Source organism: Chthonobacter rhizosphaerae, from assembly GCF_013839525.1.
In the GTDB taxonomy this organism is placed as follows: Bacteria; Pseudomonadota; Alphaproteobacteria; order Rhizobiales; family Pleomorphomonadaceae; genus Chthonobacter; species Chthonobacter rhizosphaerae.
In genome coordinates this window covers 1-25,427 of sequence record NZ_JACDIS010000009.1, presented here as the reverse complement: position 1 = coordinate 25,427, position 25,427 = coordinate 1, and the positions used below count along the sequence as shown (strand labels likewise).

Here is a 25,427-nt window from a genome sequence, read left to right as displayed (position 1 = left end):
CGCGGCGCGCTCTCACAGTCCCGGGACGAGTTCGACCTTCAGCCAGCCCGGCCTGCGCTCGTTGAAGGCTTCGTATGCCGAGACGGCGTCCTCTATCGGTTCGATGGTGGTGAGGATCTCGATCGGGTCGATGGCGCCGGACGCGATGAGGTCCAGAAGGTGCGGGATGTACTTGCGGTGATGACAGTTGCCCATCTTCACGGTCAGGTTCTTGTTCATGGCCTGGCCGATCGGGAAGCTTGTCTGGGCCGGCGGGTAGACGCCGATGATCGAGAGCGTCCCGGCCTTGGCGAGCGCCGCGACCGCCCAGTTTAAAGCTTGGTCGGGCGCGTCGCCCGGCGACCATGGATCGGGGTTGTGGGCGTGCGGCGCGCCCGCGGAACCGTGGGAGTGACCGTGGCCGGCATGCTCGGCGTCCACGCCCACAGCGTCGATGGCTCTGTCGACCCCGATCCCGCCAGTGAGGGCCACCAGCGTCTCGACCGGGTCCTCGCGGTCGAAGTTGATCACTTCCGCGCCTTGGCGGCGGGCCATCTCCAGGCGGTCCTCCTGGTGGTCGACGGCGAAGATCCGGCCGGCCCCCATCAGGCGCAGGCTGGCGATCGTGAACTGGCCGACCGGGCCGCAGCCGAAGACGGCAACCGTGTGCCCTTCATGAACGTCGGCGAGATCGGCCCCGAACCAGCCGGTCGGGAATATGTCGGAGACCAGGATAGCCTGGTCGTCGCTCACACCGTCCGGGATCTTCACCATCCCCACATGCGCGAAGGGGATTCGCGCCTTCTCCGCTTGCAGGCCGTTCCAGGGGCCGGTCGGGCCCGGACCGCCGAAGAAGGCCGTGCCAGCGCGGTTGCCGTGCGGATTGGCGTTGTCACATTGAGCGTAGTAGCCGGCTCGGCAATAGGAGCAGACCCCGCAGGCGATCGTGGAGCCGATCACCACCCGATCTCCCGGCACGAAGTTGCGCACCATCGGGCCCACCGCCTCCACGATGCCGACGCCCTCGTGACCGAGAATGGTTCCTGGCTTCATGCCCTCGAAGCTGCCGCGCACGAAGTGGAGGTCGGTGCCGCAGATCGCCGAGGCGGTGAGACGCACGATCGCGTCGGTCGGCTCCTGGATGATCGGTTCGGGCACGTCATCGAGCCGAATGTCACCAATGCCGTGGAATACGACTGCTTTCATGGGGGCGGCGCTCCGATGGTTGTTGCGACGCAACCCATCCATGCGACCACGTGTTCCGATCGTTCTCATCGAAACATCGGTCCGCGGGCCCCGTTCGGCCACAATGGGCGGAGCCTCACCGTGGCGCGAAACGCTTGGGATTCCCGTGTGGAGTCGCTTCTCGCCGATGGGCTGGACGTCGTTTTCGGCCCGCCCGCCGTCGACTTCATGGTCGCGGCACCCGGCCCTTTTCTGCGCCAGGCGATGGTCGAGCCGAACGAACCGCTGCCGCCGCCAAAGCCGGTGGACGCCTATGTCAAGAACTTGGCCCAGGCGCTCGCAGCGGGAACGCCCCGCCGTCGCGAGATCGAACGGGCGCTGGGCGAAGAGCCCGCCAGGACACATCCAAAAAGGTGGATACGCCCTGTCCGGCTGAACCTAGTCACGGCACCGCAGGTCCGATCCCCTGCCCCGTCTGCGGCGAGCCGCTTGGCCCGAAAACGGGATCGGAGCGCCGGTTCGGGCGCCAACAGCAAGCGCACCCTCGTCGAGCGGCCCAGATCGCGCGGCCTGCACGACGGATGGTATAGGTTTATTCGAATGAAATGGCGGAGCCGGAGACCGCCATACTATCGTCCATAGGGGTCCGCCATCGTCAATCTTTGCCCAGTTTAGGCGCCAATTCCTGCGAAAGAGCCGCGTCACGTGTCCGCCGGTGTCCTTGATCGTCCGCCTGAAGCCACGTACAAATTTGGGGCCGATTATAGGGCCGGTACGTGAGGGGGCATGGGACGGCAACTCCACAAACTGACGGCACGCGAGGTCAAGGCCATCACCGAAGAGGGCCGATACGGCGACGGCGGCGGCCTGTACCTGTCCGTCTCATCGGGAGACCGACGCCGGTGGGTGTTCCTGTTCCGCTGGGACGGTAAGACCCGTGAAATGGGCTTGGGATCGGCGCAGGACGTCACCCTCGCCGAGGCCCGCCGGGCCGCCGGAGAGGCGCGAACGAAGGTGAAGGCGGGCATTGACCCGATTGCCGACCGAAGGCACGTCGTCGAGGCCCCCCGCGTTCCGACCTTCGGCGACTTCGCCGACGAGCTTGTCGCCGAGCTCGAACACGGCTTCCGCAACCCGAAGCATCGCGCACAGTGGCGCATGACACTGACGACCTATGCGGCGCCGCTCCGAAGCATGCGGGTAGACGAGATCAAAACGGAGGACGTGCTCGCCGTCTTGAAACCGATCTGGCGCACGAAGCCCGAAACGGCATCTCGGCTGCGCGGGCGGATCGAGCGCGTCCTGGATGCCGCCAAGGCCCGCGGGTTCAGATCTGGCGAGAACCCGGCGGCGTGGCGTGGACACCTAAAGAACCTCTTGCCCGCCCGCCAGAAGCTCACCCGCGGGCACCACAAGGCGATGCCGTTTGAAGAGGTGCCGGCCTTCGTCGCGCACCTGCGATCGCGATCCGGCGTTTCCGACCGGGCTCTCGAGTTCTGTATCCTGACCGCGGCGCGATCGGGCGAAGTCCTCGGCGCGACCTGGAAGGAATTCGACCTGTCCGCGCGGGTTTGGACGGTGCCGGCGGCTCGCATGAAGGCCGGACGCGAACATCGCGTGCCGTTGACAGAGCAGGCCATGTCAATCCTGTCGGCGATGGCGACCTTTGGGCAGGAGCCCGACGGCTATGTCTTCCCGGGCGCCAAGCCCGGGCGACCGCTCTCGGTCATGGCGATGGACATGGTGCTGCGCCGGATGAAGCTGGATGTCACCGTTCACGGCTTCCGGTCGTCGTTTCGCGATTGGGCGGGGGAGGCGACCCCCTTTCCGCGCGAGGTGGCCGAGGCCGCACTCGCCCATACCGTCGGCGACCAAACCGAGCGGGCCTATAGGCGAGGCGATGCACTCGATAAAAGGCGCGAGCTGATGACCGCGTGGGCTGGATACGCAGTCAAGTAGGTGGGGAGGTCGCTCAATGAGTTTGCACAACGCTTGGAAGTTGGGCGTTGATTTAGGCGAACAATCCAAGCCTTTTGCACCCATCTCTGTCCCTAGTGACGCCTTGTTGACATTGGTACCTCAATGTCCGGCTGAATCTATCGCTGCACTGTCTGAAGACTTGAGTAGGATTCTTGGAGATCGTTCAGTGCGACGGGGTACCTCTTCATCTGGAGGTAAACCTGTGACGCCATCTGATATCAAAGACGCTCTTTTGCAAATCGAGAATGGGTCTAAGATTATCGCTTCTGGATTTTTGACCTTGGCACAAGCAAGTAGTCGATCTGGCCAAGCAGAGTCAGCATACGGTGAACATGTTAGGGCGATGATGGAGGATTTGGGCGCAGCTCTGTTCTTCTATCTGCTAGGAGGAGATTGGGATCGAAACATCTTCGAAGAGAATCCTTTCTTGAAGGATAAACTTCCCTGGGCGCGAGTGACCCCGAATGGTCAGACCCAAGTTAATCGAGGTTTTGCTCATGCCTTCCAGCGACTCTCCGAGAACGCTAAAAAGTGCCAAGCAGTAGAAATTCCGAATGCAGTTCGGCACCTTAACAATGACCGAGTATTTGTAAATGCTTTAGCGAGAACGTGGGAGTTATTTACCGGGCGCAAACCTACAGTCAACAAGAACGAAGCATTCCCTTCAAAATTCCACAGGCTATACGCATTTCTAGCAGGCTATGAGATCGGATTCATAAGATCAACATTGAAGTTTGAACGTGAAGAAGCTCGTCAATCAATAAACACTTTCGAACCCTCGGATCCCTATCGTGACGTCGCAAGGGCAAAGGTGCAATTCATAAACAAGGAAATCGCCGCATTAACGAAGATGCAGTTGCCGTCCGCAGCAACGCTTCGGTCTTGGCTTCGAGAAGGGTACTAGGGTAATTTCCCTCGCTAGCTCGGACGGGAGATTACCCTAACGAGTTAGAACTCGCTGTGGCTTTGTTCCGTGAACGCCGGTGCGCTGTCTTGCACACTGATGAACGGGAGAAAACAGATGCCATCTAGCAAGCCCCCCAATACGGGATCCAAGAAGCTCGCCTACTCGGTTGTCGAGTTCTGCTCCCTTGTCGGCATTTCCCGGTCCAAGGCCTACCAGCTGATCTCCACGGGAGAACTCACCGCGCTGAAGATCGGCACCCGCACGGTCGTGAGCTCGACCGAGCTGGACCGCTTCATCACTGCGCGCCCCGTCATCACCGTTCGGAAGGGGGGCGTGTGATGGCCAAGTGCCCCTTCGACAAGACCGGCACGGCGGGGTTCCGCCACCGCCACTTCAAGTCTCAGTTCGAGGCTGGAGCCCCCTATTCTTCCGACATCGATCGGAACCGGGCTGTGGCACGCGACCGCTACGAAGCGGAGCAGGAGGCCCGAAAGATCGAAGATGTCGGTTGCGCCGTGGCGCTCGGGGTTAAGTCCCTCGTCCTGCGCGTGCCCGAGCTCAACCGGTGGCCTCGGTTCTGGCGCGAACAGCTGGCCAACAAGCTGGCGGATGTGGCGTACCGAGTGGTCGTCCGCTGGCTGGCGTGGAAGGCGAGCAAATGAGCCAGATCTCCCGGATCAACCCGCCCTCCCGCGTCAAGCACCAGCCCGATCCACTCCGCTACTACCACGCGGCCCTGCGCCAGACCTCCGGCGCGCTCCCCGGCCGAGATGTGATCAAGGCCCTCGCCGGTCTGGACCCGCCCACCCGGGAGGTGCACATCTCCGACCTCGAGCAGGCCGGAGCCCCGGCCGCCCTTCTGCGAGCGGTCCTTCTCGCGACGCCGGACAAGCGGCCGAGTGTGAAGGACATACTCGTCAAAATCGGCCAGACCGCCGAGCTGTTCCGCACCCCGGAGCGGGCGGCCTACGCCCGCGTCCCGGTCGAAGGCCGCTCGGAGTATCTCGCCCTCGGCGGCGGCGAGTTCCGGAGCTGGCTCGTCCAGCACCTCTACCAGCTGACGGGTGAAGCTCCGAACAAGAACAGCATCACCGACGCCATTACCACCCTTGAGGCGCAGGCGCTGTTCGACGGTGCGGAGCAGCCCGTCTACGTGCGCACCGCTCGGCTGGACAATCGGATCGTCATCGACCTCGGCGATCCCGACCGCCGCTGCGTGATCGTGCGGCCCGACGGGTGGCGCATCGAGGAACGATCCCCCGTTCCGTTTGAGCGTGCAGCCGGCTATGGCGCCCTGCCCATCCCCGACGGCGGCGGCTCGATCGCCGAATTGCAGAGGGTGCTGAACCTGCCGCGGCACGACGACCTCGTCCTTGTCACCGCGTGGGTTCTCGCCGCACTCGGTGGGCGCGGGCCCTTTCCGGTCCTTGTCATCACCGGCGAGCAAGGGGCCTCCAAGTCGACGTTCACGGAGTTCGTTCAGCGGCTCGTCGATCCCCGGGCGGCATCGCGCGGGAGCCTGCCGCGCTCGCCGCAGGACACCTTCATCCATGCGCGGAACGGGCACGTGATCGCCTACGACAACGTGTCGGTGATCACGCCGGAAATATCCGACACGCTCTGCACGATCGCCACGGGAGGGACGTTCCGGACCCGGGAACTGTTCACCAACCTCGGCGAGGTCGCGATCACGGTATGCCGGCCGCTCCTCCTGAACGCGATTGAGAACGTCGTGACCCGGCCGGACCTGGCCGACCGAAGCATAATCCTGGAGCTGCAGCCGATCCCCGCCTCCAAGCGCCGCCCAGAGCAGGACGTCCGGCGGTCGCTCGAGCAAGCCCGGCCGCGCCTCCTCGGCGCTCTGCTCGACATGCTCGCCGCGGGGCTGAAGAACAGCGGGTCGGTCCGGCCGCCGGATCTCCCGCGCATGGCCGACTTCGCGATCTGGGCCTCTGCCTGCGAGATCGGCACATGGGAGCCGGGGACGTTCGCGGAGGCCTTCGCGCGCAACGCGGATAACGCCAAGGCGGACATCCTCAACGACGACCCGGTGTATCTGGGACTCTGCGCACTCCTGGCGCGCGAGGAGTCCTGGCGCGGCACCGCAACGGAACTGCTGCAGATGCTTCGCGCGAGCGCACCGGCGTGGTCCGATCTGCCGCCGGACGCCAGAAGACTCGCGGGTCACCTTCGTCGGATCACGCCCGCGCTCCGGGTGACGCAGATTGAGGTGGACTTCCATCGCCTCCCCGGCCCGGAGCGGCGGCGGGTCGTCATCATCTCCCGGCGGAACAAGTCCAGCGAGGACGCCGAGAAAGGCGGGAGTTAAAGCGTCAGCGTCCCTAGCGTCCTCACCGTCCTCGCGTCGCCCGGAGACCGCGAAGCAGGAAAGCAAGCGGATCCAGGCAAGAAGCTGATCTTGAACGAAAAATTGTTGCAGACCGCGATCGGAAGCAGCCTCTTCGGGCCAGGAGGACGCTGAGGACGCTGAGGACGCTGAAACCCGAACTTCTCACGAATCCTTGCGGGCCACCGCCGGCGGCCCAGCATCCAGCCCTGATCCTGTACTGGAGAAAGTATCATGTCGGAACCGATCACGGGAAACAACGCCGCGGCAACGCGGGGCCGGCCATTCGCCCCCGGGAACCCCGGGCGGCCGAAGGGGAGCCGGAACCGGACGTCGCTCGCGGTCGAGCTGCTTCTGGAGGGCGAGGCCGAGCAGCTCACGCGTAAAGCTATCGACCTTGCGCTCGCGGGCGACACCGTCGCCCTGAAGCTCTGCATCGACCGGCTCGCGCCGCCGCGCAAGGATCGGCCAGTCCGGTTCGAGATTCCCGCCTCGAACGCGCTTGCCGACGTGGTCCAGGTTGCCGATGCCGTCATCCGCGCCGTCGCCGATGGCGAGGTCACCCCGGCGGAAGCAGCGAGCGCGATGGCCGTCCTTGAGGGCTACCGGCGCCTTCGGGAAACGGCCGAATTGGAGGCTCGTGTGGCCGCGCTGGAGGCCGGAGCCCGGTGACTAGGGCGCTCCTTCGTCGAGTTGCTCGGCTCGAGGCGGCCAATGCGGCCGATGATCTGGCCTGGGTGCGGAAACTGCCGGACGAGGAGCTATATACACGCGCCGCCTGCCTAGCCGAGCGCCTCGGGATGCCGATGCCGCACAAGTTCATGTCAATCGCACTGCCGTCACAACCTCAGCTAACGAAATTGAAGGTTGAACAATAGCGGACGCCACCCTATCGTGGTGTACTTGCTGTGACCTGCCACTACGTCTTTCCTCCACGTCGCGTTAGAGCTCGGCCTGATTAGGGACAGATGAAGCGTGCACGGTTCACTGAGGAGATGGGGTATTCGGTCTTGACCGCGTGACCTTGTCTGCTCGATGGCGTGCGTAACTGCACGATGTCAGGCCGAATCCGACCAGTGGAGCGCTATGGTCTACGTCGGCGTCGATGTCTAGCTGAGACTCCGTTGCGATTTGCGTGATCGATAGCGGCGGTAAGGTTCTCCGCGAAGGGACTGCGTCAGCAGACCCGCCTTCGACCACTCGTTTTCTCGGGCCCTGGTCGGGCGCGATCGAGCGGGAGGACCTCAAGGCGGGGCCGACCTCGGAGTGGCTGACCGCTAACCTGCTAAAGCTGGGCTTCCCTGCGGTAAGTATGGAAGCGCGTCAGATCAAAGCGGCGCTTTAGGCGATGCCTGTGACGTCCGACCGGAATGATGCCTGCGGAATTGCTCAGGTCGCCAGGACCGGTTGGTCTAAGCCGGTACACGTCAAGAGCATCGACAGTCAACAGGCGCGCGCCCTGGCGGCCGCTCGCAACGATGTCGTTTGTTGTGTTGCAGCTGTTGAACATGTGATCCGAGGAATACTGCGTCCGTTTGGGCTCAAGGCGGGAGTCGTGTCGCGGACGTCGTTCGCCGAAAACGTTCGCGAGCTGGTCGCTGGAGACGCCATGTTGGCGCCGATCATATATCCGCTGCTTGCGGCACGCGAGGCGCTGATGCGGGAGTACGTTCGACTGCATCGTCTCGTTCTAAACTTAATGATGTATGGTCCGCCCCGTCCGTGCAAGGTTCGCGGACGATCCGACGAGAACAGTCTGTGCGAATGTATCCGGCCTCTCGCGAGTGGGCTGCTGTTGCAGCCAGGCCATGATGAGATCCCCGCGCGCTGTTCCCAACTAACTACTTCGTGCAGAAGCACGCTTTTTTGCCCAGGGCTCGCGGTGCCGTCCTCACCTCCTCGAGCCTTACAGTCTGTCGGCCGAAGCCTTTCTTCTCACGCCGTAATGCGACGCTCGTAGAGGGCTCCTGGCCGGGTGAGGATCACCCAGGCGATCCTAGCGACCTGGCAAGCCGATGCAGAACCCCCATTGCGAGAGCTTCAACGGCCGAATGCGCGACGAGCTCCTGAACGAGAGCCGGTTCTTCGGCCTCGACCACGCCCGAGCGAAGGTCGCCGCCAAGGCGGACGACTACAACCGGAGCCGACCTCACTCGGCTCTCGGCTACCGGACCCGGCCGTCTAAGCGGCCAATCTCACTGCAACGGCTAGTCGGCTGCGCAACCCAGACCAGCTCCGCCGATCGACCATTGCTCCACCTGCGCAAGAGTCCGCCGAGACTCTATTCGACGCTGGATGAAGGTTCAGTGGCAGGTCACCCCCGAGGACCATCCCCGAGGGGTGTTTGGGAGCGGCTGGATGGCCTAATACTGGTCAAGCCCACCAATTATCCGCGGAGTGCAAGCTCCTTGCGAGCCTCCCGTAGATCGATCTTGGCGCGCACGCCATGCTTCTCGAGTAGATACAAAAGGTTGGACCCACTCATAAGCGTGATTGGTTTTCCCGAACTAAATCTGTGTGCATCCGGTCCATAGTCCGCAGTTGTTATGAGTATACCCCGAGACGCTCCTTCATGCTGCATAGTACCATAAAGATCCCTCACTGCAGAGACACCCACCGTTTTTGTATACCGCTTCGCCTGGATGACTATTTTGCCTCCCGTGATGGGGTCCGGATCGAAGGCAACGGCATCTACGCCACCGTCACTACTGGACTGTGTTACTTTGACTTCCCCGCCGCGCGATCTAAACTCCATCTCAAATACTTCTCGAACCAAATGCTCGAACTGCTCCCAGTCCATTGCTGCGAGATTGGTCGCATCATCAAGATCTTGTATCGCCCCTTTGGGGTCAATGAACCTTTTATCCTCGCGGTCAATCTTGATTACAGGCGCTATCGGCACCATGGCCGCAAGCGACGACGCAGAAATGCCCTTTAAGCTTTTGAAGCAAGCTTTGGGATCAACGCGAGACAAGTCGATGGATGCAATTTGATCGCGCTGCACCATTATCGACATGATGCAGGCGCGTTCCGTCCGGCCGGTAGCACGATCAAGGAAGGACGCATATCCATTGAAGAACACCTGCTGAACATTCTCATGCACATCTGCGTCTATCAATTCATAGATTGTTCGCAGGCATATTTGATAACATACACTGTCATAGAGAGATTTTGCATCTTTGTCACTGAGGTACGTCTTTTTCAATTCCCCAGTAGTCTGGTTGAAGCGAACCTGCTTGACGTTTGGCAGACTGTCATATGAGGGCAATTCGTAGTCTACCAGGACAGCCTTAGAGGCAATATTGTAATCGATATAAAAGTCTTTTTCGAACATTCCCCCGTAGTCCGATGCGTCTAGCACAATATTAGCATGCTCAATGATCGAATCCGGATCTCCCGAAGCCACCCCGCTCGCAATCAAGTCGATTTTATTGTTAGTTTCGACTTGCCTCGCGAAAAAGTCCGCCTTCTCACGTCCAACTTCTTCCTCGAATACGGACTTAGCTAGATCGTACTTTGCAATTTCAGCATCAAACCTAGTGTCTTCCTGTATTTGACTCTGATTCCAAGCATCGACCGCGGCCGCATATGCCGCGTCGGCATCGCGCATTTTTACTTTCGCCCCGCCAAACAAGCGATCGAAGAAGCCAATTTTCGGCGGAGCAAACTCAGGCTTCTCGATATCTCGGCGCTGCGGGGGGGCGTCGATAAAGATCTTATTGGTTCTGAAGAGCGCGCGGTCTTTCAGAGATTCCCATTCTACTTTGTTGTTCGCAATCAAAGAACTAAATAGTAGGTCCTGCAGCCCCCTAAGCTTCTCATTCGCCTCTATAGTCTCTCGATCCGCCAACTCCCGCCCTGAAATTTGGTAATTTTTTTTCTTCTGCTGCTCAGTTCTTTCATCCCACTGAGCTACTAGGGCGTTGACCTTGCGTTGCAACGACTCAAGGTCGGTCGCGCTTACCTCTTTGTGTGCCTTGATAAGGGTGTTTCCGATATCTACGTAATATCTAAGAATTCGCGTGCCGTCGGCGCTACGCTTGGCGCGCAGCGTTCCGACCTCAATCGCCGCTGTATTCCGTGACGCAATCTTGATTGTGCTCATAGCCCGCCTCTAAGTGCTCGCCCAGGAGTTTGGAAGGTGACAGCTACAAGCGCAAGCGTGTGCGAATACGATGATGAAGAGCCCGATGGCACGCCTGACAAAACTTCCATCTGTTCGAGTTGTTTTTTCAATTTAGCCTTCTGGTGTAGGTTAGAGTACCGAAGATAGCAATACGTGCGGGGTGGTGCTGTCCGACCTACTTTTTCGGACAGATCGGACCCGGGAACGCTGGCTCACCGCGGGGGCCAGCATGATCGCAATCGACACCCTGGTTGATAGTTGGCTTTACCGGATAGGGATCCTATAGGCCCTTGGTGCCGACCACTCTTACGGGGCGCGGTACTATCGACCCGGCGGCTACGCAGAGATTACTGAACGAGTGTAGGCGAGTACCGATGCCTGCCAAGTCAACCGGCGATTCCCGGCCACCTTTCCTCGGCATGCCTAGAAAACAGTGTTACCTCTGCGCCTCTGCTAAATTGCGCGCGGTTCTCATTGGACTGACCGTCCTGATGCTGGTGTCGGGCTCGTCACCGCATTCGCGCCCAACTTGACCGTGCTTATGGTTGTGGTCCATTGGCTCTGGGTCAGAACCGGACCTCCCTGACACTTTCAGTCGTACTCAGCCTGCCTGTACGGGCAGCCAGACGAGGGTACCACTGAGACCGCGCAGCGCCCCCGAGTCAGGCGCGTTGAGGCTGCTCCCAGTCAGAGCTGGCGCCGATAGTGTATAGCGACCGCGCCGTTGCTGAGCGGCTTCGCCGAGATCAGTTCGAGCGTCGCGTACTAGGCAGCCTGCCGTGGTACAGGGTCGGGCCGTCGCCGGCGATCTTAAGGTGGACGAGTACTGATATTCGTCGATCAGATCCAGTCGCTCCAGCTCGGTTGCGAGTTTAGCGCTATCGAGAAGCACGCCGTCTGGAGTCGCGTCCGAAAGCTTTTGTACGCCCGTTCGATGGTCGTCGGCGATACGGTGGCTACTGGCCCACAGGAAGTTTGTTCGCGTTGTACGACGCCACGTACTTCGGTTTGGCGTTCAGCTTTACCGCCCACTCGTTCATCGCCGGCGTCGCCGCCACGCCGCCGCGAGCGACCGCCGGCAAGTAACTCTCCAACGTTTTGTGGGATATGCGGCCCCATAGCATCGCGCCGCGCTCGTCTATAGAGCGGGTGAATAACGCGTGCGTCTCGTCGTCAGTGCTTCCCTCCTCATGGTCGACGCAGCCGTCCAGGGTATCATTCATGCTCAAGGTTGTTAGTGCCACGCGACGAGCTTAAGCGGATTCGGAACTCGTTCCTAAGCCTGCTACTCACCCCCCGTGCGTTCGGTTGCCATGGACTGCAAGGGGCCGCGCTGGTTGACGTCGCCTGCCCGCCACTATCCCAGAGATTGCATCCTCTCGTGATCCGGGCATGATCCCAGAAGCGCGAATCGGGGGCGAAGATGGCAAAACCGTTCTATGTGACGCCAATCTTGAACTCGCCGTATCACGTGCCGACCCGCCATCATTGCCTTGATGAACAAGGGCAGCCCCTCGACCAACCGCCGACACACGGGCGGCGCCGATCCAAGTACCTCACTCCCGTTCCCAAAGCCCGCCGTCGTCGGCCTGAGCAGGCCGAACTTGCGCTGCACACGCAGCAGGGCGAGCCGGGAACCTACAGCGAGAACGCTCTGGTCAACGAGATCAGGGGGCACGTCGCATCCTGGCGGTCGCTTCCCAATCCCAACGACTGGGGAGTCACACCGGCGACGCAGAAGCTGCTTCAGCACTGGCGCCACCACGCCTTCCAGGGGCCGAGGCCGTTCTTCTGCCAGATCGAAGCGGCCGAAACCGCAATCTGGCTGACTGAGGTCGCCCGGACCCAGCGGCGCCATGCCGGCATCATCCAGGAGTTGGAACGGGCGAACGCCGAGGCCAATCCGGAGATCTTCCGGATTGCACTCAAACTTGCCACAGGGGCCGGCAAGACCACGGTGATGGCGATGCTCATCGCCTGGCAGGCGGTCAATGCCGCCCGTTCGCCGGGCTCGAAGCTCTTCTCGCGCGGCTTCGTCATCGTGGCGCCAGGGATCACCATCAAGGATCGGCTGCGAGTCCTCCTGCCGTCTGGAGAGGACAGCTACTACGCGTCCCGCGAACTGGTCCCGCCGGACATGATGATCGACCTGCAGAAGGCCAAGATCGTCATCACCAATTATCACGTCTTCCAGCACCGCCGGGTGCTGGACACCAACCAAACGGGCGAGCGACTGCTCCAGGGCAGGACGGGAACGCCGATCGAGGTAATGGAGAGCGAGGGCGATATGCTTCGCCGAGCCTGCGGCGAGCTCCTGACGCTCAAGAACGTCGTCGTCCTCAACGACGAGGCCCACCACTGCTATCGTGAGCGAACGGGTGAGATCGAGGAAAAGGAACCGCTGAAAGGCGACGACCTCGCCGAGGCGAAATCGAACAACGAGGCGGCGAGGCTCTGGATCTCCGGACTAGAGGCACTGAAGCGCAAGGTCGGCGTCCGGACCGTCTACGATCTCTCGGCCACGCCGTTCTTCCTGCGCGGATCTGGGTACGCGGAAGGCACGCTCTTTCCGTGGGTCGTCTCTGACTTCTCGCTGATCGACGCCATCGAGTGCGGGATCGTGAAACTGCCGCGCGTGCCGGTCTCGGACAACTCGGTCGCGAACGACATGCCGGTGTTCCGGAACCTTTGGGACCACATCGGCAGATCCATGCCGAAGAAGGGCGCCGGCAAGGCGGGTGACCTCGATCCACTCAACATCAACCCGATCCTGCAGAACGCCCTGCAGTCCCTCTACACCCTCTATGTCGAGGAGAACGAGGCCTGGCAGCGGGCGGGCATCCGCGTGCCTCCTGTCTTCATTGTCGTCTGCAATAATACGGCGACGTCTAAGCTCGTTTACGAGTGGATCGCTGGGTGGGAGCGGGTCGGTGAGGACGGTGAAAAGCGCTTCGTCCACAACGGCCACCTCGACCTGTTTCGGAACTACGATCAGAACGGCAATCCAATGCCGCGCATGAACACGCTCCTGATCGACAGCCAGCAGTTGGACTCCGGCGAAGCACTGGACACCAACTTCCGCGCTGCCGCCGAGGTCGAGATCGAGCGTTTCCGGCGCGAGAAGGCTGAGCGTGAAGGGGCCGAGGCCGGCAATCTGTCCGATGCCGATCTCCTGCGCGAGGTGATGAACACCGTCGGCCGCGAAGGCCGGCTCGGCGAGCAGATCCGCTGCGTCGTCTCGGTGTCCATGCTGACCGAGGGCTGGGACACGAACACCGTGACGCATGTTCTCGGCGTGCGCGCCTTCGGCACGCAGCTTCTCTGCGAGCAGGTGATCGGGCGCGGCCTCCGCCGCCAGTCCTATGCGCTCGGAGACGAGGTCGACGCCGAGGGCAACCGCCTGTTCGAAGCAGAGTATGCCGACATCCTCGGCATCCCCTTCGACTTCGCCACCGAGCCGCAGAAGGTGACGAAGACGCCACCGAAGCCCGTGACCCGCATTCAGGCTATGCGGGACCGCGCGATGCTATCGATCCGCTTTCCCCGGATTGCGGGATACCGCACCGAGTTGCCGGACGACCGCCTTACAGCGACTTTCACCGACAACTCGGTCTACCGTCTGACACCGGCGGAGACCGGGCCTTGCACGACACGGCTCGAAGGGCTCGTGGGCGAGGGGGTGGACCTCACGCCGGACGTCCTCGACGAGATGCGGCCCGCCTCCATTTCGCTCCATCTCACCAAGCGACTGATCGAGAAGTATCTCGCGCAAGTCGGGGAACCGGTGCCCTACCATCTGACCTACAAGGTCCAGCCGATCGTTCGGCGCTGGATCAAGGACTGCCTTGTCCTTGAGGGTGGCACAAAGGCGGGCATGCTGACCTACGCCGAGATCGCCGATCGCGCCGCCGAGAAGATCTATCATGCGATCGTTCACTCTGTCGGCGGTGCAGGAGAGCCGGTCGTTCGCGTGCTCCTCGATCCCTACAACCCCGCGGGCGTCACCGATCACGTCGGTTTTATCACAACAAAGACCAAGCTATGGAAGACCAGCGAGAACAAGTCCCACGTCAACTACGTCGTCGGCGACAGCGACTGGGAACTCGAGTTCGCCCGTGTCGTCGAGGAACACCCGGCCACGCTCGCCTATGTGAAGAACCAGGGCCTCGGTCTCGAGGTGCCCTATCGCTTCGGCTCGGAGACGCGGCGCTATCTGCCGGACTTCATTGTGAAGGTCGAGGATGGCCACGGCCCGGACGATCCGCTGTATCTGATCGTCGAGATTAAGGGTTTCCGGGGCCTCGATGCCGAGCTCAAGGCCGGCACGATGGAGACGCTCTGGGTCCCCGGCGTGAACCGGATCGGCGCTTATGGACGCTGGTCGTTTGCCGAATTGCGTGAGCCGTTCGCAATGCAGGACGCTTATGCCGAACTGATCCGGAGTTTATCCGCCGGTTCAGCCATACCCGCTACCAACGAGGCAGCCTGATCATGGCCGAGGCGACGTTCCAGACCAACCCGGTCTACTTGCATCAGCTCCTCAAGGATTGTCATGACGGCAAGATCCAACTCCCGGACTTCCAGCGGAGCTGGGTCTGGGACGAGGACCGCATCAAGAGCCTGATCGCTTCCATTTCCCGCGCCTTCCCGGTGGGGGCGCTGATGACGTTGAAGACCGGCGGCACGGTCAACTTCAAGCCGCGCCCGATCGAAGGCGCGCCGGACGGGATCGGTCCGGATCGGGCGGAATCACTCCTTCTCGACGGGCAGCAGCGCACAACGTCCATGTATCAGGTGGCGCTGCGCGGACAGGTCGTGCGCACCATGACGCCGAAGCACAAGCCGGTTGACCGTTGGTTCTATCTCGATATCCGCAAATGCCTCGATCCCTCCGTCGACCGAGAAGAAGCAATCCTGTCCATGCCGGCAGACAAGATCCTGCGGTCGGACTTCAACCGAACGACGCTCCTTGATCTGTCCACGGATGAGCAGGAGTTCGAGGCGCTGATGTACCCCGTCTCCAGGGTATTTGCCTGGAACGAATGGAACAATCGCTTTCTGAGATATGCAATCACGAGTGGACGTGAGTCCTTGCTCCCGATCATCACCGAGTTCTTCGAACAGGTGATCCAGAATTTCGCGCAGTATCAGGTGCCTGTAATCGCCCTTGCATCCTCGACCAGCAAGGAGGCTGTCTGCACCGTGTTCGAGAAGGTCAACACGGGCGGCAAGCCGTTGGATGCCTTCGAACTGGTCACGGCCATGTACGCGGCCGAGAACCACGAGCTTCGCAAGGACTGGTACGGCAAAGGTGGCGAAAAAGGCCGTCAGCACCGGTTCGTCGAGACGCTGAGATACGGCGGGCAGGACAAGGGTATCATCGCGGAGGTCTCCAACACCGACTTCCTCCAAGCGGTGTCGCTCTTCCACAACCGTGACCGGCGCCGACAGGCAGAGGCGGCTGGCAAGCAGGGCAAGGAACTGCCCTCGCTCGCGCCGACGCGTCAGGCCATCCTCAACCTGCCGCTGCAGGCCTACAAGGCCTACGAGACCGTCGTGGAGAAAGGCTTCGTCCAGGCGGCGAGATTCCTGCACAAACTTCATATCTACAGGGTCTTCGATCTACCCTACCAGTCGCAGCTCGTGCCCCTTGCCGCCATTCTCGCCGATCTCGGCGACGCGGCCGAACCGGCCGCCAACCATGCCAAGCTGGTGCGCTGGTATTGGAACGGCGTCTTCGGGGAACTCTACGGCTCCACTGTGGAAAGCCGCTTCGCCCGCGACTTCATCGAGGTGCCAGCCTGGGTGCGGGGCGAGGGCGACCTCCCCTCCACCATCCGCGAGGCAACCTTCCGGGCCGATCGCCTGAAGACCATGCGCATGCGCCTGTCCGCTGCCTACAAGGGCGTAAACGCACTGCTGATGAAGGAGGGTGCGATCGACTGGCGATCCGGCCAGAAATTCGATCACACGGTCTTCTTCGGCGAGGCGGTCGACATCCACCACATCTTTCCGAAGGACTGGTGCCAGAAGCGCGGCCTGAAGCCGGAGGTGTTCGACAGCATCATCAACAAGACGCCCCTTGCCTACCGCACCAATCGCATCATCGGTGGAGCGGCGCCCTCGGCCTATCTGGCGCGGCTGGAAGCCGGCGGCAGCGACGGCCCCGGGGTGCCGGCGCCGGAACTCGACGCGAGCCTCGCGTCCCACCTGATCGATCCCGCCTTGCTGCGGGCCGACCGTTTCGAGCGCTTCATGGACGACCGGCAGATGCGGCTTCTTTCGCTCATCGAGTCGGCCACCGGCCAGGCTGTGTATCGAGATATGGAGGCGAGCGGCTCCGCGGAGGACGAGACCGACGACGAGACGCTGGAGTCCGAACTCACCATGGAGGCGGCGGAATGACGGACAAGAGGGAGGTCTGGGCGGAGCTGACGCCGAAACTCCGCCTCGCATTCTGGAAGCGGGTTATGCTTCGTCCGGAGAACCGACGCGAGTACGAGTGGGGCAAAGCGACCGGCGATGAATTGCGATTTCACGACCACGACGGCCTCGGCTTCACCGTCGCCATGACGATCGGGGCCGACTATGTCAGCGTCTACATCCGCGATCGCGACCACAAACGTCCAGCCCGTGCCCGCAAGCGTCTGATGGAGCATGCAGCCGAGCTGGAGGAGATGCTGGGCGCGCCCCTGCTCGCCGAGGGCGATACCGAGTATTTCTTCCGTCGGAAGTTTCCCACCGACCTTCGCGACGAAGCCAATTGGGACGAGGCCGGCGCCTTTCTCATCAAGGCGGCGGCGGAGGCCGACGCCGCATTGGAAGCCCTCTTCAAGCCGAGACACTGATGGCCCGCAGCCCCAAGCCTTCCGAGAAGTCCGTCGAGACGCTCACCCACGGCGAGAAGCGCCTCAACAACCCGACGGCCGAACTCGCCTCGTTGTTCGAGCAGCAGGCGGAGATGGACGGGGACCTGGACCGGACCATGCGGGTGCCGCGCGACCGGCCGCTGGCTGCGGGCGAGACGCGGCTGCGGGATCCGGACCTTGATCCGCAGATCGTCTGGAACAACGCCAAGGTCCGGCTCACCCAGGCGCAGATCAAGGCGCTGATGCGGGGCGAGGCGATCGACCTTGCCGAGGCGCAGCTGACCTGGAAGGGCAAGGACCGGCAGGACTGGTCGGACCTCGTGGTCAACGCCCCTCCGCTCTACATCCAGGAGAAGGTGCACCCGAAAGCGATCATCGACGATCTGAAGCGGCGCGCGAAGGCGAAGAAGCAGGCGAAAACCGACGCTCCGGACCTGTTCGCCGACTTCAACGGCCTCGCCGATCCCGAGGCGGTGACCGAGTTCTACCAGCACTCCAAGCACTGGCAGAACCGGATGATCCTCGGCGACAGTCTGCAGGTGATGGCCTCGCTCGCCGAGCGCGAGGCGCTGCGCGGCAAGGTGCAGTGCATCTACTTCGACCCGCCCTACGGGATCAAGTTCAACTCGAACTGGCAGGTCTCCACCCTCAGCCGCGACGTCAAGGACGGCAAGGCGACGGACATCTCCCGCGAGCCGGAGCAGGTGAAGGCCTTCCGCGACACGTGGAAGGACGGGATCCACTCGTATCTGACGTATCTGCGGGATCGGCTGGCGGTGGCGCGGGAGCTGCTGACGGAGAGCGGAAGCATCTTAGTCCAGATTGGGGATGAGAACGTGCACCGGGTCCGAGCGATTTTGGACGAGGTTTTCGGTGATCAGAACGCTGTAGCACTCATTGCCTTTACAAAAAGCTCAGGTTCAACGAGGGAGTTTCTTGGTGGATCATTTGATTACATTATACTATACGCTAAAAATAAACAACATCTAAAGCTACGCTCACTGTTTCGCCTTAAGGAGGCAGGCGGAATTGGGGCCTCAGGCTACACATACTTACAAGAAACATCAGGGGCTCGCCGTTCTGCTAGTCCTGAAGAAGTGACAGAGCTGCCCCCTGGAGCGCGCCTCTACACGCGTGACAACTTGACTAGTCAAAGTATCGGTCGTGATAAAGGTGAAGGTGCCGCTAGTTGGTTTCCCGTTCAGCTCTCCGGTCATACATATCGACCCTCCGAAAAAGGTCGATGGAAGACTAACGCACAAGGAATGAGCCGGCTTCTGCGTGCAAATCGTCTCGAGGCTGCAGGAAATACGCTCCGTTATGTCCGGTTTCTAGACGATTTTTCCGCGCGGCGAGCGCCACCTCGGCCGCGATCTCGGCAGCGGCCAAACTCCCCTCGGCGTCTTCGAGCATCAGTTCCAGCTGCTCGAGCCTGCGGCCGCGTTCGGACGAGGTCCCGAATGAGCTGGTCCCCATTCCACGGACAGATTGGCTGCGTTGCTATGCTTGGTCCTTCACCTTGTTAAGCCGCCAGCTTGATGCCGTCGAAGCCCTGGGGACCTCCTTCGGCGTCCGTCCGCCCAGGGCCGAGTGTGGCCGTGAGCCGTTGTAGTAGGTCACCCACCGTCCGAGCCCGGCGCGGGCTTCCGATCCCGTCTCGTAGGCGTGGAGATAGATGCACTCGTATTTCAGGGACCGCCAAAGGCGCTCGATGAAGACATTGTCCATCCAGCGGCCCCGGCCGTCCATCGACACCCGAACGCCGGCCTCGATGAGGATCTCCGTGAAGCGTGGGCTGGTGAACTGGCTACCCTGATCGGTGTTGATGATCGTCGGGCGCCCGAACCCGGCCATCGCCTCTTCCAAAGCCTCGATGCAGAAGTCGGTGTCCATCGTGTTGGACAGTCGCCAGGCCAGAACCCGCCGGCTGTACCAGTCCATGATGGCGACGAGGTAGAGAAAGCCCCGCCTCATCGGGATGTAGGTGATGTCGGCACACCAGACCTGATCCAGCTCGGCGATGGTCATGTCGCGCAGCAGATACGGCCAGATGCGGTGTTGCGGGTGCCGTATCGTCGTCCTCAGCCGCTGATAGACTGCCGCGAGCCCCATCCGAGCCATCAGCCGTCGAACACGCTTGCGGCCGACGACATGACCGACACGGCGAAGATGCCGGGCCATCTGTCGGGACCCGTACCACGGCGTCTCCATGAACTGCTCGTCGATCGCCCTCATCAGCGCCAGATTCTCCGGCTTCTCGACCCGTGGCCCGCCGTAGTAGGTCGACCGGCCGATGCCGACGAGGGCGCACTGCCGGCTGATCGGCAGCGTCGGATGGTCCGGCTCGATCATCTCCCGCCTCCGCCCAGCGCTCATCGACCGGAGGCTCGTCGCAAAAAATCGCGTTCGACCACGAGCTGGCCGATCTTGGCGTGGAGCTGGTCGATATCCGCATCCCGGGCGGTCTCGGCAGCCTCTGCCTTCCCGGAGAATACCCCAGCCATCCCCTCGACAGCCTGCTTTTTCCAGGCGTTGATCATCGTCTGATGGACGCCGTGCTTGGCGGCCAATTGCGCCACGGTCATCTCGCCCCGGATCGCCTCAAGGGCGACCTTCGCCTTGAACTCCGCGGAATACCGCTTCCTTTTTCCCGTCATCGGGTCTGTCCTCTCTCAGCCGAAACCAAGCTTAGCGGACTGTCCGGATTTCGGGGACCAGCTCAGAACGCCTGCCGGCGCAGCCGGGCGATCTCCAGCCGGAGCTTCTCGATGAGTAGTCGCTCACCGGCCCGGACCCGCTCGACGGCCAGCCGCGCCTCCCGCTCCGCGAGGATCATCGCGTGCGCGGCGGCAAGATCCAGGGGAAGGTCGGGTGCGTCGGTCACGCTTGCGATTCTGCCACAAAGCAGAGCTGAAGCAACGGCTTATCTTATCCGGCCGCGGTCGGGCGCCACGTCTTCTGCGGCATCCGCCAGTCGATCCCTTCCAGCAGATAACCGAGCTGGCCGGCCGTGATCGTCACCATCCCGTCGGCGGTCGACGGCCACAGGAACCGGCCGCGGTCCAGCCGCTTGGAGAACAGGCACATGCCCTGGCCGTCATGCCAGAGGATCTTGATCAGGTCGCCCCGGCGCCCTCGGAACACGATCAGATGACCCGAATGCGGGTCGCGCTTCAGCGTCTCCTGGGCGATCAGCGCCAGGCCGTCGAAGCCCTTGCGCATGTCGGTGCGGCCCGTCGCAAGCCAAACCCGGACGCCGCTCGGAACCGGGATCATCGGCCGCTCAGGACATCAAGGACACGACGCAGCGCATCGGCATCGACGTCGCGATCGACGCGAACTCGTCGACCACGGCCGAGGTCGATCTCGATCAACCCCGTCGCACGGCGGGAGCGCTCCGGTCCGCAATCCGTGGCGCCTGCCTTTGCCGCGTCGTCGCCCTCGATCGTCACCGGAAGCAGAGGCGGACCGTCGCCGGCGCCGCCGAGCCGCCCTTCGCGAACCTGACGGCGCCACGTGAACACCAGGCTGGGACAGACGTCGTTCCGCCGGGCCACGTCGCTGACCGTCTCGGACCCGCCGAGCGTCTCCGCCACGATCCGCGCCTTCTCCTCGTCCCGCCACCGCCGACGGCGTTCAGCCCCGAGCACTTCGACCTTCATCGACCCGGTCACCTTAAATCTGCACTTAAGGTCGAACCTTCCTCGTCGCGCAGAAGCGCACAAGGCGGTGCTCGCCGGAGGCTTACCCTCGAGCCGGCGGACCTCGTTGGCGCCGATGACATCGTCGTCGACACGAACGGCTTCCTTCCCGCCTTCGCTCATCAACCGCCTCCATCAAAACACGAGGCTGGGCGACAGCCCGTGACGACGGGCAACATAGCTGATCGACATGCCGGGCTGCATCGTCTCGGACACCACGGCGAGCTTCTGCTCGGTCGTGAAGTGCCGACAACGGGCAACACCGGTGATCACTTCCACCTTCGAGAAGGTCTCGAACATAGGCGTATACCTAGGACTGTGCCTAGGTCCTCCGCATAAGGCTGGTGTCCGGTCAAAACGGGGACTACTTCACTCGGTCGTTCGCCGGCCGCCGCTCTCGACGAAGAGGTGCGTCATGGATTGCACGCTCCGCTTCGGCGTAGTGATCCCCACCGCCTTAACGAAGTGCCGCCGGAGAGAATGCCGTCGAGCACGTCGGCGCGGCCCCCGGGCGCGAACGCCCGTAGCTCTGCGATGTTCATGATGTCTCCTGGAACTGCGGCAGTTGCCTGTCGATCGGCGCCGGGTAGGCTTTCGTTAAGCGTCGCGACGCAGGATCATAGCGGCGCCCGTCATCTGTCCCCTGCACTAGGCGCCCCGAAGAGCCGCTGTGCCCCACTGTGCGCGGCGGCTCTTCTATTTTCAGCAAACTGGACAGTTGCCGCCCCCCCCCGCCGCCTTTCCCGCTCAATAGCGGAACGCGCGGCCGATCGATAGATCGTCAGCAAAAATTGCACCGGAAGGTCAATACAGACTATCTGCGCCCTTCCAAGTTATGTATTCGGCTGCTGCAAGCTGACGGCATACCTGCAAACGGCAGCTCCAGATGCTGCCCTGGAGCACTGATACCGGAGCGCTGTTCGAGACAGATGAGTATCTGCTAGTCAGTCAGCGTTTGTCTTACCCGCCGGCCGAGATCAGATGCCGAGAATGGCTTTCCGATCAAGTTGACACCTGGGTCCAGTCGCCCATGATGGACGATGGCATTTGCCGTGTAGCCTGTAGTGTAAAGGACCCGCAGCCCCGGCCTACGTTTTGTGGCGGCCTCTGCTAGCGCGCGACCGCTCATCGACCCGCCGAGCACCACATCCGTAAAGAGCAGCGCGACATCGGGGTGTTGCTCGATGAGAGCGAGACCGCTCGGCCCGTCTGCGGCCTCGACTACCCGATAGCCAAGCTCGGCAAGAGCCTCGACCGACTGCGCCCTCAGTTGATGCTCGTCCTCTACGACCACTATCAGCTCTCCCTCTCCACGCGGGGTGGCACTCTCCTGGGGAGCAGCCTCATAGCTCGGTGCAGCATCGTCTATTAGCCGTGGTAAATATATCTTCACCGTCGTGCCATGATCAACTTCGCTGTAGATCTTTACGTGACCGTTTGATTGCCGAACGAAGCCGTAAACTTGGCTAAGCCCGAGGCCGGTACCCTTACCGGCCTCCTTGGTGGTGAAGAACGGCTCGAATACTCGGTTTACGGTAGTCTGGTCCATACCGGTCCCGGTATCCGAGACTGCGATCAAGACGTATTGCCCGGCTGGCACCGGCTCTGGCAGCTTGTCCACGTAGGTTTCCTCTAGCCGTGTATTCGCAGTCTCGACTGTCAACTTGCCGCCCGAAGACATAGCGTCACGTGCATTGACGGCAAGGTTGAGGATAGCGCTTTCCAACTGGTTTGGATCGGCTTTGGTGCGCCATAAGCCGCGGGCTAATACGGTCTCCAGCGCGACAGGCTCACCAAGGGTTCGCTTAAGGAGCTCGGCCATACCATTTACGAGCTGGTTAGCATCGATTGGCTTTGGGTCCAGTGGCTGGCGACGCGAGAATGCAAGCAGTTTCTGGACCAACGCCGCGGCTCTGTTAGCGCCGTGCAGCGCGTTCTCCACCGCCCGACGCAGGCGGGGCTGTTCCTCTGGCATTCGTTGCTGGAGCGTGTCCAAGTTCATGATAATGATTGTGAGAAGATTGTTGAAGTCGTGCGCGATGCCGCCCGTGAGCCGTCCCACGGCCTCCATCTTTTGTGCCTGGCGAAGCATTTCCTCGGCTTTCAAACGCTCGGCGACTTCATCGGCTATGCGCCGCTCGAGCGTCTCATTAAGGGCTTTCAGCTCTCCCGCAACCCGTTCCGCCTCGCGCTGGGCGAGGAGTAGTTCCCGCTCATAGGTCCGCCGGTCAGTAGCATTGAACAAGGTGATGCGGGTCGAGACCGGCCTTCCCTCTACGCCAAGTTTACGCACTGCGTTGAATAGCACGGGCAGGTGCTGCTCATCAGCGCAGCGCACCTCAAGCGCAATCTCGTTGACGAAGCCCTGCATATCGAGGAGGGGCGCGATCTGGGTTTCGTAGAAAATCCGCCCGCCTTGTGTCAGCAGATCCTGGACTCGTTTACCGAGAAGACTATCGGGAGCATAACCAGTCCAATCTGTGAAGGTCTGATTGACGCGTACAATCCGTCCGTCCGGTGTTGCTGTGAGATAGCCGCACGGAGCTTCCTCGTAGAGCTCCTCGGCCGTCTCGATAAGCGCTGCCGGATCGAAGTTCACGTTGCCTCCGCCCTTGTCAGTGAGGGCTTGTGAAGGAAGTTCCTGATTACCGCGATGGTCTCCTCTGGGGCACTGAGATTTGGACAGTGGCCCGTCGCCTGCAAGAGCACCAGTTCACTGCCGGGAATGTTCTCGTGGACGTAGCGGCCTACGGCCTCCGGGGCGATTACGTCGGCGGCGCACTGAAGTATGAGGCAGCGGGCGCGGAGCCTCGGCAGGTCCTGGCGATTGTCGGACAGGAAAGTAACACGCGCGAAATGCTTGGCCACCTCCGGGTTGGTCCGGCAGAAGCTGTTAGTGAGCTCCTCGCCGAGTTCCGGGCGGTCTGGCCGTCCCATGATCATCGGCGCCATGGTGGCGGACCAGCCGAGGTGGTTGCTGTCGAGGGTATCGAGCAGACCCTCGATGTCCTCGCGGTCGAAGCCGCCGGTGTACCCATTATCGTTGATATAGCGGGGCGAGGGACCGACCATGACAAGGCTTTCGAACCGCTCCGGCTCACGGACTGCTGCAATGAGGCCGATCATGGCGCTAACCGAGTGGCCGACGAACACAGTGTCGGTAAGGTCAAGCGTCCGGTAGATTTCCAGAACATCCTCTGCGTAGCCAGCGAGCGTGCTGTAGCGAGTTCGATCAAAGGCGCTAGGGTCGGATTTGCCGTGGCCAACGTGGTCAAAGAGCACCACCCGGTATCGTTCCTCGAAGGACGGGGCCACTAAACGCCACATGTTCTGGTCGCAGCCATAGCCATGGGCAAACACCATGGTGCGCTCGCCCCGTCCGGTCACTTTCACATTGTTGCGCTCTAGGATGGTTGTCATCCGCTCTCCAATCCGACAGCACGACTCGTCGTTCTGACATACGTGGAAAGCTGTACGTTAGGCCAGCCCGAAACGTACTCTCACCTAAACATCTGGCCATCAGCTGCCGAGAGTACACGCTTCGCAACCTGCGTCAGGCGATCCCTCGATCGCTGGTTTTCTCGGGCCGTGGTCAGGCGCGATCGAGCGGGTGGGCCTCGAGGCGGGGCCGACGTCGGAGTGGCTGACCGCCAATTTGCTGAAGCTGGGCTTTCCCGCTGTGAGCATGGAAGCGCGCCAGGTCAAGGCAGCGCTCTCTGCGATGCCTGTGAAAACGGATCGGAACGACGCCCGCGGCATTGCTCAAGTGGCCAGGACTGGATGGTTCAAGCCGGTCCACGTCAAGAGCATCGACAGTCAGCAGGCGCGCACCCTCACCGCCGCTCGCAAGCACGTCGTTCGTTCTGTTGCCGCTGCTGAACATGTCATTCGAGGGTTGCTGCGTCCCTTCGGGCTGAAGGTAGGAGTGGTGTCGCAGATATCGTTCGCCGCACGTGTCCGCGATTTGGTCGCAGGAAGACGCCATGTTGGCTTCGATCATGGAGCCGCTTCTCGCCGCACGCGAGGCGCTGATGCGGGAGTATGCCCGACTGCATCGCCTTGTACTGAAGAGTGTCCGCGGTGACGCCGCCTGCCGCCGCATGATGACGATGCCAGGAATAGGTCCAATCTCCGCGTTGACGTTCCGCTCGACCGTCGACGACCCCCATCGGTTCCGACATTCCCGATCAATGGGTGCCTACCTCGGACTCACTCCGCGCCGGGACCAATCCGGAGAGGTTGACCGGGTGGGGCGAATTACAAAGGTGGGCGATGGACAGACGCGTACGGCTCTGTTCGAGGCTGCGAACGTCGTCCTGAGGCCATCGACCCG

General features: G+C 61.9%; 22 protein-coding genes and 1 pseudogene. 13 read left to right on the top strand and 10 right to left on the bottom strand.

The genetic code is table 11. The features are described from left to right. Positions 1-12 precede the first annotated feature (12 nt). The gene (locus HND91_RS16185; protein WP_343057362.1) at positions 13-1,287 is read right to left on the bottom strand and encodes a zinc-dependent alcohol dehydrogenase; all 1,275 of its coding nucleotides are present in this window, start codon (positions 1,285-1,287) and stop codon (positions 13-15) included. 663 nt (positions 1,288-1,950) lie between these two features. On the opposite strand from HND91_RS16185, the gene HND91_RS16180 reads away from it, so the two are divergent. The 7 genes and pseudogenes from HND91_RS16180 to HND91_RS23370 form a co-directional block, all read left to right on the top strand. Further along, complete coding sequence (locus tag HND91_RS16180; protein ID WP_181707644.1) at positions 1,951-3,123, top strand: tyrosine-type recombinase/integrase; 1,173 nt, start codon at positions 1,951-1,953, stop codon at positions 3,121-3,123. Between the two features lie 16 nt (positions 3,124-3,139). Beyond that, positions 3,140-4,048, top strand: coding sequence for a hypothetical protein (locus tag HND91_RS16175; protein WP_181707643.1), 909 nt, complete (start codon positions 3,140-3,142; stop codon positions 4,046-4,048). A gap of 117 nt (positions 4,049-4,165) precedes the next feature. Beyond that, entirely contained in the window at positions 4,166-4,390 is a 225-nt protein-coding gene (locus HND91_RS16170) for a helix-turn-helix domain-containing protein (RefSeq protein ID WP_181707642.1), read from the top strand. Next, entirely contained in the window at positions 4,390-4,713 is a 324-nt protein-coding gene (locus tag HND91_RS16165; RefSeq protein WP_181707641.1) for a hypothetical protein, read from the top strand. Before HND91_RS16170 ends, HND91_RS16165 begins: the two co-directional genes overlap by 1 nt. Continuing rightward, positions 4,710-6,380 (top strand): hypothetical protein, encoded by a 1,671-nt coding sequence (locus tag HND91_RS16160; protein WP_181707640.1) that lies wholly within the window; start codon positions 4,710-4,712, stop codon positions 6,378-6,380. The genes HND91_RS16165 and HND91_RS16160 overlap by 4 nt, the downstream gene beginning before the upstream one ends. A 252-nt stretch (positions 6,381-6,632) precedes the next feature. Then, positions 6,633-7,070 carry a DUF5681 domain-containing protein gene (locus HND91_RS16155; RefSeq protein WP_181707639.1) on the top strand — a complete coding sequence of 146 codons (438 nt, stop codon included), beginning with the start codon at positions 6,633-6,635 and terminating at the stop codon, positions 7,068-7,070. 1,331 nt (positions 7,071-8,401) lie between these two features. Further along, positions 8,402-8,697 (top strand): annotated as a pseudogene (locus tag HND91_RS23370) (integrase core domain-containing protein); the annotation flags it as partial. Between the two features lie 87 nt (positions 8,698-8,784). Here HND91_RS23370 and HND91_RS16145 read toward each other — a convergent pair. After that, on the bottom strand, positions 8,785-10,503 hold the full coding sequence (locus HND91_RS16145; protein ID WP_181707638.1) for a restriction endonuclease: 1,719 nt from the start codon (positions 10,501-10,503) through the stop codon (positions 8,785-8,787). A gap of 977 nt (positions 10,504-11,480) precedes the next feature. Next, complete coding sequence (locus tag HND91_RS22855) at positions 11,481-11,747, bottom strand: hypothetical protein (protein ID WP_246329528.1); 267 nt, start codon at positions 11,745-11,747, stop codon at positions 11,481-11,483. Positions 11,748-11,947: 200 nt separating this feature from the next. On the opposite strand from HND91_RS22855, the gene HND91_RS16135 reads away from it, so the two are divergent. From HND91_RS16135 to HND91_RS16120, 4 genes are read left to right on the top strand one after another with little or no spacing between them, the layout of a single operon-like run. Beyond that, positions 11,948-15,013: a BPTD_3080 family restriction endonuclease gene (locus HND91_RS16135; protein WP_181707637.1), complete on the top strand. Its 3,066-nt coding sequence runs from the start codon at positions 11,948-11,950 to the stop codon at positions 15,011-15,013. 2 nt (positions 15,014-15,015) lie between these two features. Next, entirely contained in the window at positions 15,016-16,929 is a 1,914-nt protein-coding gene (locus HND91_RS16130; protein WP_181707636.1) for a GmrSD restriction endonuclease domain-containing protein, read from the top strand. Further along, positions 16,926-17,372: a hypothetical protein gene (locus HND91_RS16125; protein ID WP_181707635.1), complete on the top strand. Its 447-nt coding sequence runs from the start codon at positions 16,926-16,928 to the stop codon at positions 17,370-17,372. Before HND91_RS16130 ends, HND91_RS16125 begins: the two co-directional genes overlap by 4 nt. Then, a complete protein-coding gene (locus HND91_RS16120; RefSeq protein ID WP_210272751.1) occupies positions 17,372-18,919 on the top strand; it encodes a DNA methyltransferase in 1,548 nt (515 codons plus the stop codon). The genes HND91_RS16125 and HND91_RS16120 overlap by 1 nt, the downstream gene beginning before the upstream one ends. Here the strand turns inward: HND91_RS16120 and HND91_RS16115 are convergent. From HND91_RS16115 to HND91_RS16085, 7 genes are all read right to left on the bottom strand, one after another. Next, positions 18,894-20,050, bottom strand: a protein-coding gene (locus HND91_RS16115) for an IS3 family transposase (protein WP_181707634.1) whose coding sequence is annotated in 2 segments (ribosomal slippage) — positions 18,894-19,795 and positions 19,795-20,050 — 1,158 coding nt in all. Because the reading frame shifts where the segments join, the coding sequence is not laid out codon by codon here. The genes HND91_RS16120 and HND91_RS16115 overlap by 26 nt on opposite strands. Positions 20,051-20,112: 62 nt before the next feature. Continuing rightward, positions 20,113-20,277, bottom strand: coding sequence for a hypothetical protein (locus HND91_RS16110; protein WP_181707758.1), 165 nt, complete (start codon positions 20,275-20,277; stop codon positions 20,113-20,115). Positions 20,278-20,321: 44 nt separating this feature from the next. Next, positions 20,322-20,669 carry an IS66 family insertion sequence element accessory protein TnpB gene (tnpB, locus tag HND91_RS16105; RefSeq protein WP_181707633.1) on the bottom strand — a complete coding sequence of 116 codons (348 nt, stop codon included), beginning with the start codon at positions 20,667-20,669 and terminating at the stop codon, positions 20,322-20,324. Beyond that, on the bottom strand, positions 20,666-21,217 hold the full coding sequence (tnpA, locus tag HND91_RS23100; protein ID WP_210272750.1) for an IS66-like element accessory protein TnpA: 552 nt from the start codon (positions 21,215-21,217) through the stop codon (positions 20,666-20,668). Before tnpA ends, tnpB begins: the two co-directional genes overlap by 4 nt. A gap of 12 nt (positions 21,218-21,229) precedes the next feature. Next, on the bottom strand, positions 21,230-21,394 hold the full coding sequence (locus HND91_RS16095; protein ID WP_181707632.1) for a transposase: 165 nt from the start codon (positions 21,392-21,394) through the stop codon (positions 21,230-21,232). A 640-nt stretch (positions 21,395-22,034) separates the two neighbouring features. Then, entirely contained in the window at positions 22,035-23,693 is a 1,659-nt protein-coding gene (locus HND91_RS16090; protein ID WP_181707631.1) for an ATP-binding protein, read from the bottom strand. Further along, positions 23,690-24,514, bottom strand: a complete 825-nt coding sequence (locus tag HND91_RS16085; RefSeq protein WP_181707630.1) for an alpha/beta fold hydrolase — start codon at positions 24,512-24,514, stop codon at positions 23,690-23,692. Before HND91_RS16085 ends, HND91_RS16090 begins: the two co-directional genes overlap by 4 nt. 265 nt (positions 24,515-24,779) lie before the next feature. Here HND91_RS16085 and HND91_RS22840 point away from each other — a divergent pair, with 265 nt between their 5' ends. Next, positions 24,780-25,178, top strand: coding sequence for an IS110 family transposase (locus tag HND91_RS22840; protein ID WP_343057372.1), 399 nt, complete (start codon positions 24,780-24,782; stop codon positions 25,176-25,178). Continuing rightward, the coding region (locus tag HND91_RS23245; RefSeq protein ID WP_343057359.1) for a transposase at positions 25,078-25,427 on the top strand (350 nt) is incomplete at its 3' end. The genes HND91_RS22840 and HND91_RS23245, both read left to right, overlap by 101 nt.